We start from the raw sequence: 15,047 nt of genomic DNA, 5'->3' as shown, positions 1-15,047 counted from the left end.
AGTATGACACGTTCAATTTTCTTCTTTGTGATTCTCGCGCTTCTCGCGTTCGTGGCCGTATGGCTCGCGGATTATCCAGGGACGGTACAGCTAACCTGGGGTGGTTATGTTGTCGAGACATCTATTGTTGTTGTTGCAGCCCTTACTCTTGTTTTCGCGGTAATCGTCGCATTCTTGTATCGGTTTTGGGTATGGATGAAACGAGGGCCTGGGCGGATTGGGGCTGTGTTTTCTGCACGTCGGCGCGAGAAGGGTCTCGAGGCTCTTTCCAGTGGTATGGTAGCTATTGCAGCCGGCGATGCTGTTGAAGCACGACGCCAAGCGATCGAGGCAGAGAAACATCTTTCCGGCGAACCCATGACATTGTTGCTGGCGGCGCAAGCGGCAGAACTCAATGAAGATGATCGCGCTGCTCGGATTTATTACGATCGAATGATTGAACGCGATGATACAGAATTCCTGGGTTTGCGTGGGTTAATTAGTCGTGCACGAAATGAGGCAGATACAGAAAAAGCCATATCACTGGCGAAACGTGCAGACGAGCTCCAACCTGGAACGACATGGGTTCTTAAGGAACTTTACGAGCTTGCTCTTGAAACCTGCAACTGGGAAATGGCTGACCGAACCTTGTCCCGTATGACACGCGGTAAGGCGGCGAAGGGCGCTGCTGTTGTTCGCGCGAAATCTGTTATTTCGTATGAGCGGGCGCTTGCGCTCAAAAGCCAGGGGAAAGAAGCGGAGGCCTTGTCATTGGCCATTGCTTCACATGATCTCGACCCTAGTTTTGTCCCGGCAGCGATTTTGTCTGTTACTTTAACGGCAAAGTTGGAATCATCGAGAAAACTTAGCAAGCTCATCGCGGACAGTTGGAAGAAGGCGCCGCATCGGGATCTTGCCGAAGCAATCCGGACCATTCAGTCTGGGGAGCAACCACCGGATTGGTTCCGTCGGGCGCAGCAAACTGTCGCAGCAAATAATCCGGACCACTTAGAAACGCACATTATGTTAGCGAAAGCCGCGCTTGCGTCGCGGGACTGGGGTCCGGCTCGCGAGCAACTTATGAAGGCGGTCGATAAAGCGCCAGCAGCCAGTATGTACTATTTACTCGCAGAACTTGAAGAAAAAGCAAATGCAGATGCGATTGCGGCGCGTGAATGGATCTTGAAAAGTGCCGCGGCACCACAGGACCCTCTTTGGATTTGCAAGTCGTGCGGGCGCCAGGAAGAAATTTGGGACTCTCACTGTGCTTCTTGCGGTCATTTTGACAGCTTTACTTGGCGCACAGCCGATCGTGGTCCTCAATTGCAAGATGTCATCGAGGCCGAAGTCGTCCAAGAAATTTCTGTGAACGAGCAAGGATAGTCAGTAAGATTTTGCTTAAACGAAAGACTTGCTCTCTGCGGCGCTTGCTATTATACGTTGCCGGAAATCAAGATGTGCCGCTGTAGCTCAGCTGGTAGAGCACTGCATTCGTAATGCATAGGTCGGAGGTTCGAGTCCTCTCAGCGGCACCACTCCTCCAAAAAGATGAAGTACTTACGGTCGTATATTTTTGATTTTGTTGGTAATTCAAGGGCTGACGAAGGGTGCGGATTGATTGCACACACTGTTGTCAGGTAGAATACTCAACAAAACCCCATAGCTACTCTCTATACACTCATTCCCAATGAAGGGATCTTTGCAAGATTGATCTACAAACCTGAATGCTTCTGCTTTTAGGAACGATCGATCGACGAAACCGTCCGGATCAACATTGCTGATATAGCGCGGCAACTCTTCTGCAACGTCCAGAGAAGACTTGCCGCACCCACTCTCAATCAAGATCGAGTTGCAAATAAACGAAATACTCCGCTACTTCAGCCGGGTCCGAACACTCTGGAAAGCGGTCTATGTACCTGAAACCCATTCGCTCATAGAGGTGTAGCATTTCGCGGTTTCCGAGGGGCGTATTGACCAAAAGTGCGCGCCATCCCATTTTGCGTGCGGCCTTTATGCGTGCATCAATGATGGCCTGCTGCTTCGGGCCGAACATAGAGACGCTTTAATTCGCCCGCATCAGGACGGGCTTGTCGCAAAGTACCACAACCCACTAGACGTTGATTTTCGTCATGAACCAGTATCAGGCGGCCTGTGGGTGGCAAGAATTTGTGCAGGTTGGGCCAGAATGATGCGAACAGATCGTCGGGTTTATAGGTGCGCGGGCCACCCGCTGCAGCGAATTTTTCTAAAATTATTGCGCAATACTCTAGTAGCATATCTTCGAGGGCCGCTCTGTCGGGAACCTCGGTAACTGAGGTTAGTTGGTATGCCATCAGCTCGCCTTGTCCAGTTTCTCAAGCAGATACCTTAGCAGCGGATCGGCGCCCAAGCACTAAGAATGGTATACTGGCCGTTTGCAGAATTGGGTTCTAAGACCGGTTAGTCCGCACTACCGTCGTTCAGATGGCACTTCTATGCAGCCGTGCAACGAATGGCCGCCTCGGGTCAGTTCAGTAAGGTGTCTCCATACGTCCGTTAAGTGCCAGTAACGGACATTTTTGGCTGCTTTAGATTGAAGGGCGTCAGTATTAGTGTTGCGGCTCTAACAAAATCTTTTGCCGATCTTGTGTTTATGTCAGTTAAATATTCATTATGCGATCATGTATAGATTTACAGGTGCCTGGCGTCCCTTAACGTATTGTTCTTGCAAATATTGACGCTGAATATCATCTGGAAGATTTTCACTTACTGCATCAGATATAAGTAACGTTTGGTCCGCTGATTTGCAGGTATCCTGAATGCGGCTTGCAACGTTTACCGTATCACCAATCACCGTATATTCTAATCTTTCCTCAGTACCTATGTTTCCAGCAATAACAGAACCGAAGTGGATGCCTATTCCATGCTTAATTTCGGCTAAACCTTGAAGTTTACGCTGTTTGTTTAAGTCTTCCAATGCAGCATTCATTGCCAAGCCCGCACGAACGGCGCGTTCAGCATCATCATCTTTTGGATCAGGCGTGCCAAAAGTAACCATGATCGCATCGCCAATAAATTTATCGATTGTGCCGCCAAACGTAAATATAACCTCTACCATTTTTGTATGATATTCGGATAGAAATCCAACCACTTCCGAGAGTGACAATGGTTCCGAGATAGTTGTGAAATCACGAATATCGCAGAACATAACAGCGACATTCTGCGAACGCCCACCTAAACCACTCAAGGTGCCGGTTCCACTTGATATACTTGAAACAACACCAGGAGAAAAATACCGCCCTAATTGAGTGTTACTGATTTCCAGACGGACGCCTTCAATAACCATTCGACGTGCAATAGTTGCAAGGTATGTCATGACGGTGCCCAAAGCTATGACTACGAGTATACCCCCTATTGCGAATTCCAGCGTGAGTGCCGGTCCCATGACAGAATCTACATAATCCGGTGACACAACGGTGCGGGGGTCATTCAGGATATAAAGAAGTAAAATAATATGGATACAAACACTACCAGCAGCGACCAGCATGGGATAAAGGGGCCGAATGGCCAATGTATTAGCCGATATTACAAATAGCGTTATGATGGTCAGTTGTGTTTTGAGCATATATGCGGGCGGGACATCATTTCCGCCAACAGAAATATACCAGATGACGGGGAGTATGGCTAAAACCATGATATCAAGCAGGCATCCTGCTATCCCGATAAAGCCAACTGCTCTGCTTCGTGACAAAAGGAACAGAGAAAATAAAATAGGCCCCAACAGTATTAGGCAAATAACGGTTGTGGTGACCTTCTCAAACCAGTTTGATCCCAACACCCATGCTGAAACCATCAGAATTAGCACAAAGATGCCGCGCACAATGCTAAGTGTTCGGACGCCTTGGCGTTCACGCTCCAACAAGAGTTTTTCTAAGGGTAATTGAGGAGGCATATGCGTCATGAAGATCAGATTAGCATCATCTGACAGAATCCTCTATTCTCTTTAATGCATCAAATTTTTATTCGGGATTTCTATGCTATTCATACCCATAATGGTAGGACTAATAATGTCCGCTTTGGGTCAACATCTGTTGTTCTCGATAGCCTGAAAATACTTCTGCTTTGCCCCCGCATAACGGACATTGAAAATGGATTTTCCGATTTCCCAAAAATAACTTCCGCTTACCGTGAAAATACAGACATAAATTCGGCGATCGAAAAGGGCCTGCTTTGTGCCAAAAGCAGACATCGCCCGTTTTCTATGAAGTGGCAAATTATTCTGCAATACTTGTCACGATGGAGCAGTAGGTAGAGAAAAATCGGACTTACCTTAGCCTATCCCTTGTAACAAATAATGCTATTAAATATTATGGAAATTCACTTTACGGGCGTACTATACTATTGAGTTGGTTTCCTCACTGAGCTCCCCGAGTGAAGCCAAAATGACCCTTATTTGGAGGATGATATGAGTGCATCGGAAATAGCTGCAGTGAACCAGAAGTTCAGTGCTTGCGTCGCAAATGCCGACTTGGATAGTCTGATGGTTCTTTACACAGAGGACGCTTGCTTCATTGCCTCGAATTCGGATTTTCTTCGAGGCCGTGATGAAATTAGAGGGTTTTTCCAGGCCGTGCTCGATATGGGCATCAAAGAGATACGGCTCAGTACAAACGAAGTCGATCTACAGGGAGACACCGCCATTGAGGTCGGGACATATGAACTTATGGCCGACGGTGGCGTTCAAGCGGACCATGGCAAATTCTTGGTTGTCTGGAAAAAGACCGGTGGAGAATGGCAATTGCATCGCGACATGATCAATACCAGCATGCCTGCTCCAGAATAACGCGCCTTACATCATTCTTTTGTCGTGGATAAGGTCATATGCGTAAGAATCAAAAGAAATATGACAGCAATTAATTGTATAGCGAGTTTCTAGGAAAAACTGCATTTTTCCGATAGAATTTCCCTATCATCTCCAGGTTTTCCATCCCCAAAATATAAGGATTTATCAAATGTCCATTGATGCAAAATTGGTCGAGCTCAATATCAGCCTGCCCAGAGCCCCTTCTCCCATCGGCAACTATATTGGCGGCGTTGTTACCGGCAATTTGTTGTTTATGTCCGGTGTCGGCCCGAGAAAACTCGAAGGCGGCGCCGTGACCGGCAAGGTTGGGGCGGACCTGACCACCGAAGAAGCCTATGATGCCGCCCGTCTTGTCGGCCTCAATATGCTGGCCAATATGAAATCGGTGATCGGCGATCTCGACCGGGTCACGAGAATCGTCAAGGTCCTCGGCATGGTCAATGCGGTGCCGGACTTTAAAGAGCATCCAAAGGTCATCAACGGCTATTCTGACCTGATGGTCGAGGTTTTCGGTGACAAAGCCGGTAAAGCTGCCCGGTCCGCCGTCGGCATGGGCTCCTTGCCGGGCCAAATCGCCGTCGAGATCGAGATGATCGTGGAAATTGCGGATTAGGACCCGGTAGGAGGAAAAGCATGTCTGTAGGCGTATTTTTTGCAATTTTGGGGGCCGCTATTTTGCACGCCATCTGGAACGCGCTGGTCAAAGTAAGCGCTGACCGGCTCTCCTTGATGGCCATTTTCAATGCCGGAACCTTTCTAATCGCCTTGGCCTTCGTGCCATTCGTTGACATTCCTCCGGCCGTGGCCTGGCCACATATACTCGCCTCGACATTCATTCATACCGGATATTTCCTGTTTCTGATCCTCTCTTACCGGTATGGAGATCTCAGCCATGTCTATCCTCTCTCGAGGGGGACGGCGCCGCTGATTGTAGCACTTTTGGCCTTTATCTTTATCGGCGAGGCATTGTCCGGGCAGGCCTTGCTAGCGGTCTTCCTGATTTCCATGGGTATTATGAGCATGGTGCTGATAAAAGGCGCGGAAGGGGTGCGGCAACCAAAGGCGATTGCGGCGGCCCTGGCCACCGCCGGGTTTATCGCTTGTTATACCATGATCGATGGCACCGGGGCACGCCTCTCCACCAGTGCCTCAAGCTATATTCTCTGGCTCAATATTTTCAATGGCCTGCCGATCATTGTGATTGCCCTGATTGCGAGACGGGGACAGATCCGCAGTCAGTTCGGAAAATTGTGGAAGGCCGGGTTTCTGTCGGGAGGCGTCTCCCTCCTTGCCTACTGGATTGTGCTCTGGGCAGCAACTCAAGCTCCCTTGGCCATGGTTGCCGCTGTGCGCGAAACCAGCATGGTCTTCGCCATCCTTTTCGGCGTGTTTTTCCTCAAAGAACGCCTCGATCTGCGTCGGTTGTTTTCGGCCTTCGTCACCCTGTCCGGTACGGTTTTGCTGAAGTTCAGCCGCTAACGGCTAAGCTAGGCGGACTGAATCATTTGGTGCTGACATGCAAGGGCACCCCTTCATGTTGGCGCAATTACGCCATAACTTGCGAGATATTTCCGAGGCTGGGGTTCCCCTTTTTCGCTTTTGCTCATAAAGCCGAAAAGTATGACGGACGAATCTTCGATACTGCGAATATCCGATTTGAGTCATTAGCGGACATTCAGAGAAGCCGTTGGTTAAGTCTGTTTTGCGCTAAAAGCGGTCACTAACTGAATTTGAAGCGAACGACAATTCCGAGCCTAATCCTACCGGCTTATCGTGGAAAGTTAAAAAGCCTTCGTTGCCAGAGAAATGAAATCATCGGATAGGGTGTTTGCTGCTTCAGGGTGTCTATAGCTAACAATGCGTATCCCTTTTAACGCCGGCAAACCGTCGGTCGTGCTAAGAACCTGATAATCTTTCTCCACCGATGCGGCTGGCATGACGGAGATCGCAAGATCGGCACGGATTGCGGCGCGAACTCCTGTGGGGCTGAGGCTGTTCACAGTCATCCGCCAAGTTCGTCCCACTTTATCGAGTGCAGAGAGCGCTCGGCTGCGAAACTCGCACCCGGCTGGCATGAACGCCAAGGGCAATGGTTCCTCGGTGCCCACATGTAAACGCGGGCTTGCGACCCAAACGAGTTCGTCTTCGTAGATCAGCACTTTTCCCTCTGATTTTGGCTGATCGGTGACAATCGCAAGATCTAGATCGCGTCTTTCGACAAGCGCCAAGAGCTCAAGGCTAGTACCGCAGATCACCGTTAAATCTACATCGGGGTATCTGGAGGCGAACTGCGATAACATTCTAGGCAAAATGGAAAGCGCGTAAGTTTCGGTTGTGCCGACGCTGAATGCCTTACGCGCAGCATCCTGCCTGAGATCGCTAAGGGTCATGGCGTTCAGTCGAAGCATTTTGTTTGCATGCGCCAGTAGTTTTTCGCCCGCTGGGGTTAATACCATCGGCTTGCCACGCCCGCGATCAAACAAAGTTTGTCCGGTTGTTTCCTCTAGCGCTTTGATCTGCGCACTAATGGCCGATTGCACACGCCCGACACGCCGCCCCGCATCGGAGAAATTAAGCGAGTCTGCGGCGGCGACAAAGCTGCGTAAATGATCTAGGTCCAGTAGCATAAAAATCACTATAGCAGATTTTAAAATACATTTAAAATCATTTTATTTGATTTATAAATATGCCTATCGTGTAGCCCAGTAAGGAGACAACGATGATACCGTTTTTCACAGCGAACGCACCCAGTCTAAAGATGATTTCAGCGATGGCCCTGGCCGGGAGTATCGGCATTTTTGTGGTCGAAAGTGGCGAGACAGCTCTGACTGTGGTATTTTATAGATGCCTGATCGGCGGCCTCGCCCTATTGATTTACTGCCTGTTTGTGAACCGGAACGACTTTGCCCAGTTGACCTTGCGCAACATTCTAATGATGGGTCTGAGCGGGCTGACCATGGCGGCCAATTGGGTGATGTTCTTCATGGCATATAGCCACGCTTCGATCTCGATGGTTACAACTGTGTATCACGTGTATCCCTTTGTGCTTCTATTTGCTTCGGCTATGATATTTAGCGAGAAAATTACCGCTCGTTCAATTGGGTGGTCAATATGCGCCTTCCTCGGTGTTGTCTTTGTTGCGCGCGGGACTGGGCAAGGTGCAGAGATGAGTGTTGCGGGTCTTGGCCTGACGATGGCCGCGATGATCTGCTATGCGGCCACATTGCTAATCACAAAGCATCTCGCAGAAGTTCCGGCCAGTCTTTTGTCGCTTGTGCAACTTCTGGTCGGCGCATTGGCGTTGCTGCCGTTAGCCGCCGTTGCCGGATTGCGTGTCGACAGTGACAGTTGGGGGCTCTTGCTCACAATCGGCGTGGTTCACACCGGGTTACTATATGTGTTGCTGTATGGCGCCGTGCAATCGCTAGAAACTAATCGACTGGCAATTCTTTCTTTCCTTTATCCACTTACCGCTTTGATCTTTGATGTTGCCGTATATGGCGTGCGCCCAGACTGGATACAGGGAACAGGGATTGCGCTGATAACATTCGCAGTTCTTGGTGAAAAATTGCAATTTTTTAGACCAAGCATTGGAAAATCAATATAAAGCAGTTCATCTAAAGGTATGGCGAGCAATTTCTGAGCCGGGTTAGTCACATTCTCAAAAGCAAGTTTGCCCGCGTAGTTGTCGTTCCGCCATCTGGAAGGTGAGGACCGCTTTGGGTCCAATGGGGTCATTCTGACAGGTCTCAATCAACGTCTGCTCTAAACCTAGAAACAGACATGACGGTGTTGCACCGATGAAGACTGCTTTGTGCCAATAAGCGACGTACTAGCTATGCGTAATCCAGCTACGGTTTCCATATATTCAATTTTGCGGCTTCGGCTATGAAGTCGTTGTCTGCCGCTTGAAATAAACCTGCGACTAGGTCTCTTTCAAAGCGAAGTCGATCGCAGCTTCGCAGTGCAATTTAGCAGTGTTGAACATAGGTAAATGTGACATGTCAGGCTGATCGATCAGCAAGAAGATCTCTGTGCAGCCAAGGATAAGGCCCTCGGCTCCTTCTTCATGGTGCATTCGCTCTGCTATCTCTAAGTAGCGTGCCTTGGATTCTTTCGTCATAACGTTCTTCACAAGTTCGTTGAAAATGATCCTGTCGATATCGTCCTGTTCCTCTTCTGTCGGACTAATCGTCTCGACACCGAAACTTTCACGAAAGCGATCCTTAAGGTAGCTCATCTGCATCACGGGACGCGTGCCAAAAAGTGCAACCTTTTTGAGGCCTGCATCGCTCATGGCCTGCCCAGTCGGATCTGCGATGTGAATCATTGGCACCGCTATATTCGTCATAAGAATCTCAAGGGGTTTGTGAAGCGTGTTGGAGACACACAACAACACTTCGGCTCCACCTGCGACAAGGCCTTCGATCTTAGTGCGCGTGTAAGCTTCAAGCCCATCCCAATCGTCCTGACGAACGAAGGCTTCTATATTGCCGAAGTTCATTCCAGCTATCAGCGTCTCTGCTATCTCCCAACCGCCAAGCCGCTCATTCACACCCGCATTGAGGAACCGATAATATTCTGCAGTAGCCACGTTGGAGCAGCCGCCGAGGACACCAATTGTTTTCTGACCCAAGGGACGGACTGGCATGATGATTCCTTCATAAATTGCATAGCATTGGGAGAGACAATATCGCGAAATTGTTTCTTCTTGCAACGGGTTCTCGTTTAATGTGATTTCAAGCACTTAGTCATCGCAATTCGTCGATATAAAAAGAATTGTGAGTTCTGCTATGGGTCAAAAGCAGTCACTCCAATTGGAGAAAGAAGAGGTCAGCTTACAGCCCGGAAGCGGAAGGAATCATACGATCCTGAATTGGTCTCAAAAGTACCAGAAGTGGACATCTAGTCTTATCTCGAAAGCTGGAAGTGTTCTTATGAAGAGACATTTATTCCGCTTCTTATCTGAATATTTTTTCGGCTTCAATTTTAACTTTGACGAGAACCTCGAGGCCAATCTGGTCGCCTTCTGAATATCCCTTTTTGCCGATATCAAATTCCAAACGCTGAACAACAGTTTGGCCCCGGACGAACGCCCGGTCATTTTCAATCTTCAGACTAAACGGAAGAGAGAGAGGCTTGGTTTGGCCGACCAGTGTCAGCTGACCTTGCGCCACGTAATTGCCTTTTTCGTTCTCAATGAATTCATCCGATGTAAAATTCGAGAGCGGGAAAGACACAGCATTGAGAAAATTTGACGAAAGGGCCTGCTGGCTTATGCCGTCAAGCGTGAGACTCGAGATATCTACATCAACGACAACATATGAACCACCGAGGTTTTCTGCATCAAAATTGATTTTCGCATTCCAGTTGGAGAAACTGCCGCTTACCTGAGTACCCGATTGAACAATTTCAATTGCAAGCGTACTTTTGTCATGATTGACCATCCATCCATTTTCCGAGTTGCGGGCATTTTCGGTAATGATCTGATTGGGCTCGCTTCCAGATCCATCGACAACCGTGTTTATCCCAATTGCTGTACCAAGAAACGCAAACAAAATTCCAGACAAGAAAACCGTAAGCCACCGAAAATGTGGTTTCGGCAGATCGGCGGGTATTGTAGGGACCATGCACGGAACCATACGGGCCAATGTACTATCGCGATCAATGACTGCGTGTTTTGAGGCTCCTCCAACATGGAGAACTACAGATATGCCGAGCAGGATGGCCGTAAAGGTGTGCGCGGTACCGGAGATAGATGCCAAAAGGAGGCTCTTGGGTATAAAGGGCAGATCTTGCGCAAATGGCCACCAAATTGGAGCAAAACCTTCTAAAGCAGAGTGATGTATCCAGCCAGTCAGCGGCATAAGGATAATCGAGCCGTAAAGTGTCCAGTGTATTGTTTGTGCGGCCAGACTTTCGAGCTTGCTCTCGCCGTTGAGAAGGACGGGATGCGGTTGAAAAATTGCCCAGATTACCCGCAGACCCGCAACGGCGAAGAGCGCTATGCCAAGGGTCTTGTGTAAGGAATAGAACCAGAACTTATCCCCGATTTCCTCAGTGGAATTAATCGGCAGTTGCACCATGAAAAGGCCAAGCGGGATCAAGATTAGAATGAGGCAAGCAGTTAGCCAATGAAAGAGTTGCGCAATCAGGCCATAACGTTCTCGAGTGTTGATAAGCATGCTTGCGGTCCAATCAACCGAAGTGTTTAGGCTTTAAAGCAGAAGCCCTATGGTGCCCTGTCATCGGCGCCATAGGAGATGCCGCCTATTCGAAATAGGCGTAACCGTAACCCCTAGTCCACTCTATTTTTCGCGGTCTTTCATTTCCGTAACGATTGAGATTGTAATAGGCCCGGTTGAGAAGGGACCGACACCAAAAGCTTGGTGGTCAATTTCGGTTGTTGCGGAAAAGGCGACCCATTTGCCTTTGTAATAATCAATCACCGCCGCAACTGGATGATCCCCACGGTGGGTCATTGTTGTTTTCAATGTCACTGGTTTGGTAACGCCATGAATTGTCAAATCACCCGTCACGTCAGCCGTATTTTCTCCGGTTTTAGTAACCTTAGTACTTTTAAAGGTGATCTCAGGGAAGGTTTCAACGTCCAGAAAGTTCTTGCTTTTCAGATCCGTATCCAGCGGCCCGAAACCGGTAGAAAGGCTATTTGCATCAATTGTTACATCGATCGTTGATTGCCCAACATCGTCAGGATCAAGGCTCAGTTTTCCACTCGCCATGGTAAATTCGCCGCTTTGAATTGAAACACCGGCATGGTTCCATGAGAACAAAACCTCGGTATGTCCCTGATCCGTATAGTATGTTTCCGCAGCAAAAGCCGACATGCTCGGCAAGACAAGAAAAAGTGACAACACGGCAAGTCGGGATATCTTGGCATATTTCATCGGAAATTCCCTCTTCCTATTCGAACTATTTAAATAATCAGACTGTTCTTTGCTCGCCTGAGTGATACATTAAGGTCATTGAGTATCGAGCAATATTGTGTATAGATGCATTTACATCTATACACAATATAGAAGACCGCTAACCTGCAGACCATCACGGAAAAGTGAAACATGTACCCGACCGAAGAAGAGACAAAATTGTGGGTTGCTCTGAACCTCTCGCAAACGAAAATTTATCGAATAATTGATACCGTTCTTAAAAGCGAGGGCTTACCAAATTTACGCTGGTATGACGTTCTATGGGAGCTGGAGCGCGCCCAAGAGTCAGGGTTACGTCCGTTTGAACTTGAAAGAATATTGATCTTCGAGCAGTCAAATTTGTCCCGACAACTACGCCGTATGATTGGTGAAGGGGTTGTAAAGGAATTCGCTTTTGAGAATGATGGTCGAGGTAAAGTGTTGAAGATAACAGAAGACGGCCAACGAGTTCGAAAGCAAATGTGGAAGGTTTATGGACCCCTCATTCATCAACAAATTGGCGATCTCTCACCACAACACAACCCGGAAACTATTGCATCTGCTTTGATTTCCCTGATTAAGTAAATATCGAAAACCCTGTTCCGCTTTGGGTCAGAAACGGTCATTCTGACAGGCCTCGATCGACGTCCACTTTAACCCCAAAAGCAGACATGACGCAGTAGCACCGATGATGACCGCTATGTGCCATAATTGGAAGTTCCGCCTGCGCAAACTATTACTTTTTGCTGTTCACAGGCAGCAATTCGATGCCCAAAACAATCGCGATAATCTTCGTCTGTATAAAGCCCAAGGAGTGCTTTCAAATTAGGATGTTAGCCGCCAATCCGTGTATCTGCATTTTAAGTCACGGGCGGTTTGTTGATGGAGCCGGTGAAACGCGCCGATGACCGTTTTGCCATCAAAGAAGAATTTTTTGCTACAGTGAAAATCAAATCCTCTCGCAAAAGGCTGGACGCCTGCCTGAGTGCCTGGTTTAAATTCGCGAATAACATTCAACCCGTAGCTAATGATCTCATTCGCCTACGTAAAACCGATATTGATGCCGCCGCGGCAACGAATGTCCGCTTTGGGTCAATAGCGGACATTTAACTCCCGTAACTTCGGAGTCTCATTTGTGCCATGAGCGGACGTAATGGCCCGAGATTTCAAATTCGGTTTAGCACCCATGAGAAACATTGCAGCTATATCGAATTCTGAATAAATATTGCATCACATTTTAAATGCAAATCATTCAATATTGAAGCGGATATCAGTCTTAATCCACCAGAACTGTTAATCAGTGATAAGTGTCGCCACCAATGTGTCATAGGCACTCGTAATGTCTTCAATCAAAGATGCGGTTGCTTTCTCAACGTCATGCATTTTGACAGCGGCCAATATGTTGTGGTGCTGTTCATTTGAAATTTTGTAGTGGCCAGATTCGCTGAGCACGTGAAGATAGGGGCTTATACGAAGCCATAGGTTGCTGATCAGATTGTAAAGGATCGGCGAATTGGCATGATTATATATCGCGAAATGGAAGTTGTAGTTAGCTCGGATAAACCCTTTCACTTCAGAAGATTTTTCCGCGGCTATCATGATTATGAGCTTTTCCTCCAGATCTGCAATAAATTTTGGAGATGTATTGCGCATAGCCCATTTTAGCGCCAGTGACTCGATTTCTACCCGAACGTTTTTCAAGTCTTCAAAGGACGTCTTGTTAAGATCAGGGACACCCATGGATCGTCCTGATACGATTGTGAGGGCCTTTTCAGCCATCAAACGGGTCACCGCCTCCCTTACGGGCATTGGACTGACCTGCAGAGCATTGGCTATGCTGGCTATTGTGAAGGATTCACCTGGCGCCAGGCCCCCCTCCAAAATAAGACTGCACAATTGTCGATACACTTCCGTTTGCAGTGTTTTCCGTTTTAACGGAGTGATTGATTCAATTGATTTCATGCCCATTCAACAGCCTCGCTTTCCGATATGAGAGAGTAGTTCATTTGATATCATATTAAAAGAGTTTTGACTTTTGATCAAATATCAATTATCAATATACTGCATTTTAATACTTAACCGAAGATCTAGGGAGGAAACATGTCTCTTTTAAAGAAATTAAAAATAGCGGCATTTGTTGCTGCAACGTCTGTACTTGCTGTAGGCGCGGTGCAGGCCGAAGAAAAGAAAAATATATATCTGTCAATGAGTTATATCGGGAATGACTGGCAAGCTGAAGCGGCCAATATGGTCAAGGCACTCGCATCACATCCAAAGTTTGCCGAGAAAATGAATTTGCAGGTGCAGGTCGCTGGCCCAAGTGCGCAGCGTCAAATTCAACAAATTAATGCCATGGTACAAGCCGGAGCAGACGCTATTGTGGTTTATCCAATCTCTCCGACCGCGCTGAACAATGTAGTAAAAAATGCCTGCGCCAAGGGTGTAACAATCATTGCCTATGACGGAGAAATCTCCGAACCCTGCGCATACAATGTCACCATTGATCAACTCGAGGCAGGCAGGGTTACCGCTGAGTGGCTTGTCAAGAGTCTTAACGGTAAAGGCGATATCGTGATGATGACAGGTGTACCTGGTACATCGGTAGATGCAGCGCGTACAAAAGCTGCTAAGGACGTTTTTGCCAAACATCCCGGTATCAATATTGTTGGTGAAGCCATCGGCATGTGGAGTCAGGCAGTTGCACGTACCGAACTATCTAAAATTCTTGCGACCCGTGAATGGAACGACATAGACGGACTTTGGATGCAGGTGGGCTGTTTTACTGCCAATGCCATGCAGCTTGAGGCTGGCACTCAATCAAGTGATCTCCTCCCGTGTGCGGGTGAAGGAGCTAATGGGGGGCGCATACAGATGCTCCCTGAAGGGACTAAGGTCGAGGGGGCTTCCTTGCCGTATGCACCGTTAGGCGCTCCTCGCATCTCCTATGCCTCTCCACCCTATTCCGGTGCGCTGGCTTTGAAACTTGCCATCGATATTCTCGAGGGTAAAGATGTGCCGAAGCTGACGACACTACCGCTGCCAATCGTGACCAGTGAATCCATCAAGTTATGTGAAACAGGCTCATGGGAAGAGATGAAAGCGGGTTGCAACGCCTTCTTACCTTCGCTTGTATCCAATCCTGGTTGGTTTGCTTCAATCTATTCGGCGGAACTGCCGGAAGTTGGATTGAATGCTGCTCTTGTTGGCCAACCTGACCTTTAAAAATTTATGGCTTGGCCGCCCCGGGTGGCCAAGCCAACTCTTACAATGTTAGCTTGGTAATTTCAACGAGGTCGCCT

General features: G+C 48.1%; 15 protein-coding genes and 1 tRNA gene. 9 read left to right on the top strand and 7 right to left on the bottom strand.

The window, feature by feature from the left end:
- Positions 1–3: 3 nt before the first annotated feature.
- Together V7723_RS05125 and V7723_RS05120 are read left to right on the top strand one after the other, a co-directional pair.
- Positions 4–1,362, top strand: coding sequence for a heme biosynthesis protein HemY (locus V7723_RS05125; RefSeq protein WP_335683363.1), 1,359 nt, complete (start codon positions 4–6; stop codon positions 1,360–1,362).
- A 76-nt stretch (positions 1,363–1,438) separates the two neighbouring features.
- Positions 1,439–1,514: transfer RNA gene (locus V7723_RS05120), tRNA-Thr, on the top strand.
- A 486-nt stretch (positions 1,515–2,000) separates the two neighbouring features.
- Here V7723_RS05120 and V7723_RS05115 read toward each other — a convergent pair.
- Both V7723_RS05115 and V7723_RS05110 read right to left on the bottom strand, forming a co-directional pair.
- Positions 2,001–2,312, bottom strand: coding sequence for a hypothetical protein (locus tag V7723_RS05115; protein WP_335683362.1), 312 nt, complete (start codon positions 2,310–2,312; stop codon positions 2,001–2,003).
- 317 nt (positions 2,313–2,629) lie between these two features.
- A complete protein-coding gene (locus V7723_RS05110) occupies positions 2,630–3,910 on the bottom strand; it encodes an adenylate/guanylate cyclase domain-containing protein (RefSeq protein ID WP_335683361.1) in 1,281 nt (426 codons plus the stop codon).
- Positions 3,911–4,423: 513 nt separating this feature from the next.
- On the opposite strand from V7723_RS05110, the gene V7723_RS05105 reads away from it, so the two are divergent.
- The 3 genes from V7723_RS05105 to V7723_RS05095 all read left to right on the top strand — a co-directional run bounded on the left by V7723_RS05105 (position 4,424) and on the right by V7723_RS05095 (position 6,301).
- Positions 4,424–4,801 carry a YybH family protein gene (locus V7723_RS05105; RefSeq protein WP_335683360.1) on the top strand — a complete coding sequence of 126 codons (378 nt, stop codon included), beginning with the start codon at positions 4,424–4,426 and terminating at the stop codon, positions 4,799–4,801.
- Positions 4,802–4,970: 169 nt separating this feature from the next.
- Complete coding sequence (locus V7723_RS05100) at positions 4,971–5,435, top strand: RidA family protein (RefSeq protein WP_335683359.1); 465 nt, start codon at positions 4,971–4,973, stop codon at positions 5,433–5,435.
- Positions 5,436–5,455: 20 nt separating this feature from the next.
- Positions 5,456–6,301: a DMT family transporter gene (locus tag V7723_RS05095; RefSeq protein WP_335683358.1), complete on the top strand. Its 846-nt coding sequence runs from the start codon at positions 5,456–5,458 to the stop codon at positions 6,299–6,301.
- A 302-nt stretch (positions 6,302–6,603) separates the two neighbouring features.
- Here V7723_RS05095 and V7723_RS05090 read toward each other — a convergent pair whose 3' ends face one another.
- Positions 6,604–7,449, bottom strand: a complete 846-nt coding sequence (locus tag V7723_RS05090) for a LysR substrate-binding domain-containing protein (protein ID WP_335683357.1) — start codon at positions 7,447–7,449, stop codon at positions 6,604–6,606.
- A gap of 92 nt (positions 7,450–7,541) precedes the next feature.
- Here V7723_RS05090 and V7723_RS05085 point away from each other — a divergent pair, with 92 nt between their 5' ends.
- Positions 7,542–8,429, top strand: a complete 888-nt coding sequence (locus tag V7723_RS05085) for a DMT family transporter (RefSeq protein ID WP_335683356.1) — start codon at positions 7,542–7,544, stop codon at positions 8,427–8,429.
- Positions 8,430–8,747: 318 nt separating this feature from the next.
- Here V7723_RS05085 and V7723_RS05080 read toward each other — a convergent pair whose 3' ends face one another.
- From V7723_RS05080 to V7723_RS05070, 3 genes are all read right to left on the bottom strand, one after another.
- A complete protein-coding gene (locus V7723_RS05080) occupies positions 8,748–9,473 on the bottom strand; it encodes an aspartate/glutamate racemase family protein (RefSeq protein WP_335683355.1) in 726 nt (241 codons plus the stop codon).
- A gap of 310 nt (positions 9,474–9,783) precedes the next feature.
- Positions 9,784–11,007 (bottom strand): cytochrome b/b6 domain-containing protein, encoded by a 1,224-nt coding sequence (locus V7723_RS05075; RefSeq protein WP_335683354.1) that lies wholly within the window; start codon positions 11,005–11,007, stop codon positions 9,784–9,786.
- Positions 11,008–11,130: 123 nt separating this feature from the next.
- Positions 11,131–11,730, bottom strand: coding sequence for a YceI family protein (locus tag V7723_RS05070; protein ID WP_335683353.1), 600 nt, complete (start codon positions 11,728–11,730; stop codon positions 11,131–11,133).
- A gap of 171 nt (positions 11,731–11,901) precedes the next feature.
- Between V7723_RS05070 and V7723_RS05065 the strand changes: the two genes are divergently transcribed.
- Both V7723_RS05065 and V7723_RS05060 read left to right on the top strand, forming a co-directional pair.
- Positions 11,902–12,333 carry a MarR family winged helix-turn-helix transcriptional regulator gene (locus V7723_RS05065; RefSeq protein ID WP_335683352.1) on the top strand — a complete coding sequence of 144 codons (432 nt, stop codon included), beginning with the start codon at positions 11,902–11,904 and terminating at the stop codon, positions 12,331–12,333.
- Between the two features lie 297 nt (positions 12,334–12,630).
- On the top strand, positions 12,631–12,858 hold the full coding sequence (locus V7723_RS05060; RefSeq protein ID WP_335683351.1) for a hypothetical protein: 228 nt from the start codon (positions 12,631–12,633) through the stop codon (positions 12,856–12,858).
- A 183-nt stretch (positions 12,859–13,041) separates the two neighbouring features.
- On the opposite strand, the gene V7723_RS05055 is transcribed toward V7723_RS05060, so the two are convergent.
- On the bottom strand, positions 13,042–13,710 hold the full coding sequence (locus V7723_RS05055; RefSeq protein WP_335683350.1) for a GntR family transcriptional regulator: 669 nt from the start codon (positions 13,708–13,710) through the stop codon (positions 13,042–13,044).
- A 138-nt stretch (positions 13,711–13,848) separates the two neighbouring features.
- On the opposite strand from V7723_RS05055, the gene V7723_RS05050 reads away from it, so the two are divergent.
- Entirely contained in the window at positions 13,849–14,970 is a 1,122-nt protein-coding gene (locus tag V7723_RS05050; RefSeq protein WP_335683349.1) for a sugar ABC transporter substrate-binding protein, read from the top strand.
- Positions 14,971–15,047: the final 77 nt, after the last annotated feature.

The sequence above is a fragment of the Sneathiella sp. genome (assembly GCF_036960985.1).
GTDB lineage: Bacteria > Pseudomonadota > Alphaproteobacteria > Sneathiellales > Sneathiellaceae > Sneathiella.
Note: the sequence above shows the minus strand (reverse complement) of the source record. Positions and strands in the feature narration are given on the sequence as shown.

Bases quoted from the DNA above. Each gene is read 5' to 3' on its own strand.
- V7723_RS05125 (WP_335683363.1), top strand. From the start codon at position 4: ATGACACGTTCAATTTTCTTCTTTGTGATTCTCGCGCTTCTCGCGTTC.
- V7723_RS05115 (WP_335683362.1), bottom strand. From the start codon at position 2,312: ATGGCATACCAACTAACCTCAGTTACCGAGGTTCCCGACAGAGCGGCC.
- V7723_RS05110 (WP_335683361.1), bottom strand. From the start codon at position 3,910: ATGCCTCCTCAATTACCCTTAGAAAAACTCTTGTTGGAGCGTGAACGC.
- V7723_RS05105 (WP_335683360.1), top strand. From the start codon at position 4,424: ATGAGTGCATCGGAAATAGCTGCAGTGAACCAGAAGTTCAGTGCTTGC.
- V7723_RS05100 (WP_335683359.1), top strand. From the start codon at position 4,971: ATGTCCATTGATGCAAAATTGGTCGAGCTCAATATCAGCCTGCCCAGA.
- V7723_RS05095 (WP_335683358.1), top strand. From the start codon at position 5,456: ATGTCTGTAGGCGTATTTTTTGCAATTTTGGGGGCCGCTATTTTGCAC.
- V7723_RS05090 (WP_335683357.1), bottom strand. From the start codon at position 7,449: ATGCTACTGGACCTAGATCATTTACGCAGCTTTGTCGCCGCCGCAGAC.
- V7723_RS05085 (WP_335683356.1), top strand. From the start codon at position 7,542: ATGATACCGTTTTTCACAGCGAACGCACCCAGTCTAAAGATGATTTCA.
- V7723_RS05080 (WP_335683355.1), bottom strand. From the start codon at position 9,473: ATGCCAGTCCGTCCCTTGGGTCAGAAAACAATTGGTGTCCTCGGCGGC.
- V7723_RS05075 (WP_335683354.1), bottom strand. From the start codon at position 11,007: ATGCTTATCAACACTCGAGAACGTTATGGCCTGATTGCGCAACTCTTT.
- V7723_RS05070 (WP_335683353.1), bottom strand. From the start codon at position 11,730: ATGAAATATGCCAAGATATCCCGACTTGCCGTGTTGTCACTTTTTCTT.
- V7723_RS05065 (WP_335683352.1), top strand. From the start codon at position 11,902: ATGTACCCGACCGAAGAAGAGACAAAATTGTGGGTTGCTCTGAACCTC.
- V7723_RS05060 (WP_335683351.1), top strand. From the start codon at position 12,631: ATGGAGCCGGTGAAACGCGCCGATGACCGTTTTGCCATCAAAGAAGAA.
- V7723_RS05055 (WP_335683350.1), bottom strand. From the start codon at position 13,710: ATGAAATCAATTGAATCAATCACTCCGTTAAAACGGAAAACACTGCAA.
- V7723_RS05050 (WP_335683349.1), top strand. From the start codon at position 13,849: ATGTCTCTTTTAAAGAAATTAAAAATAGCGGCATTTGTTGCTGCAACG.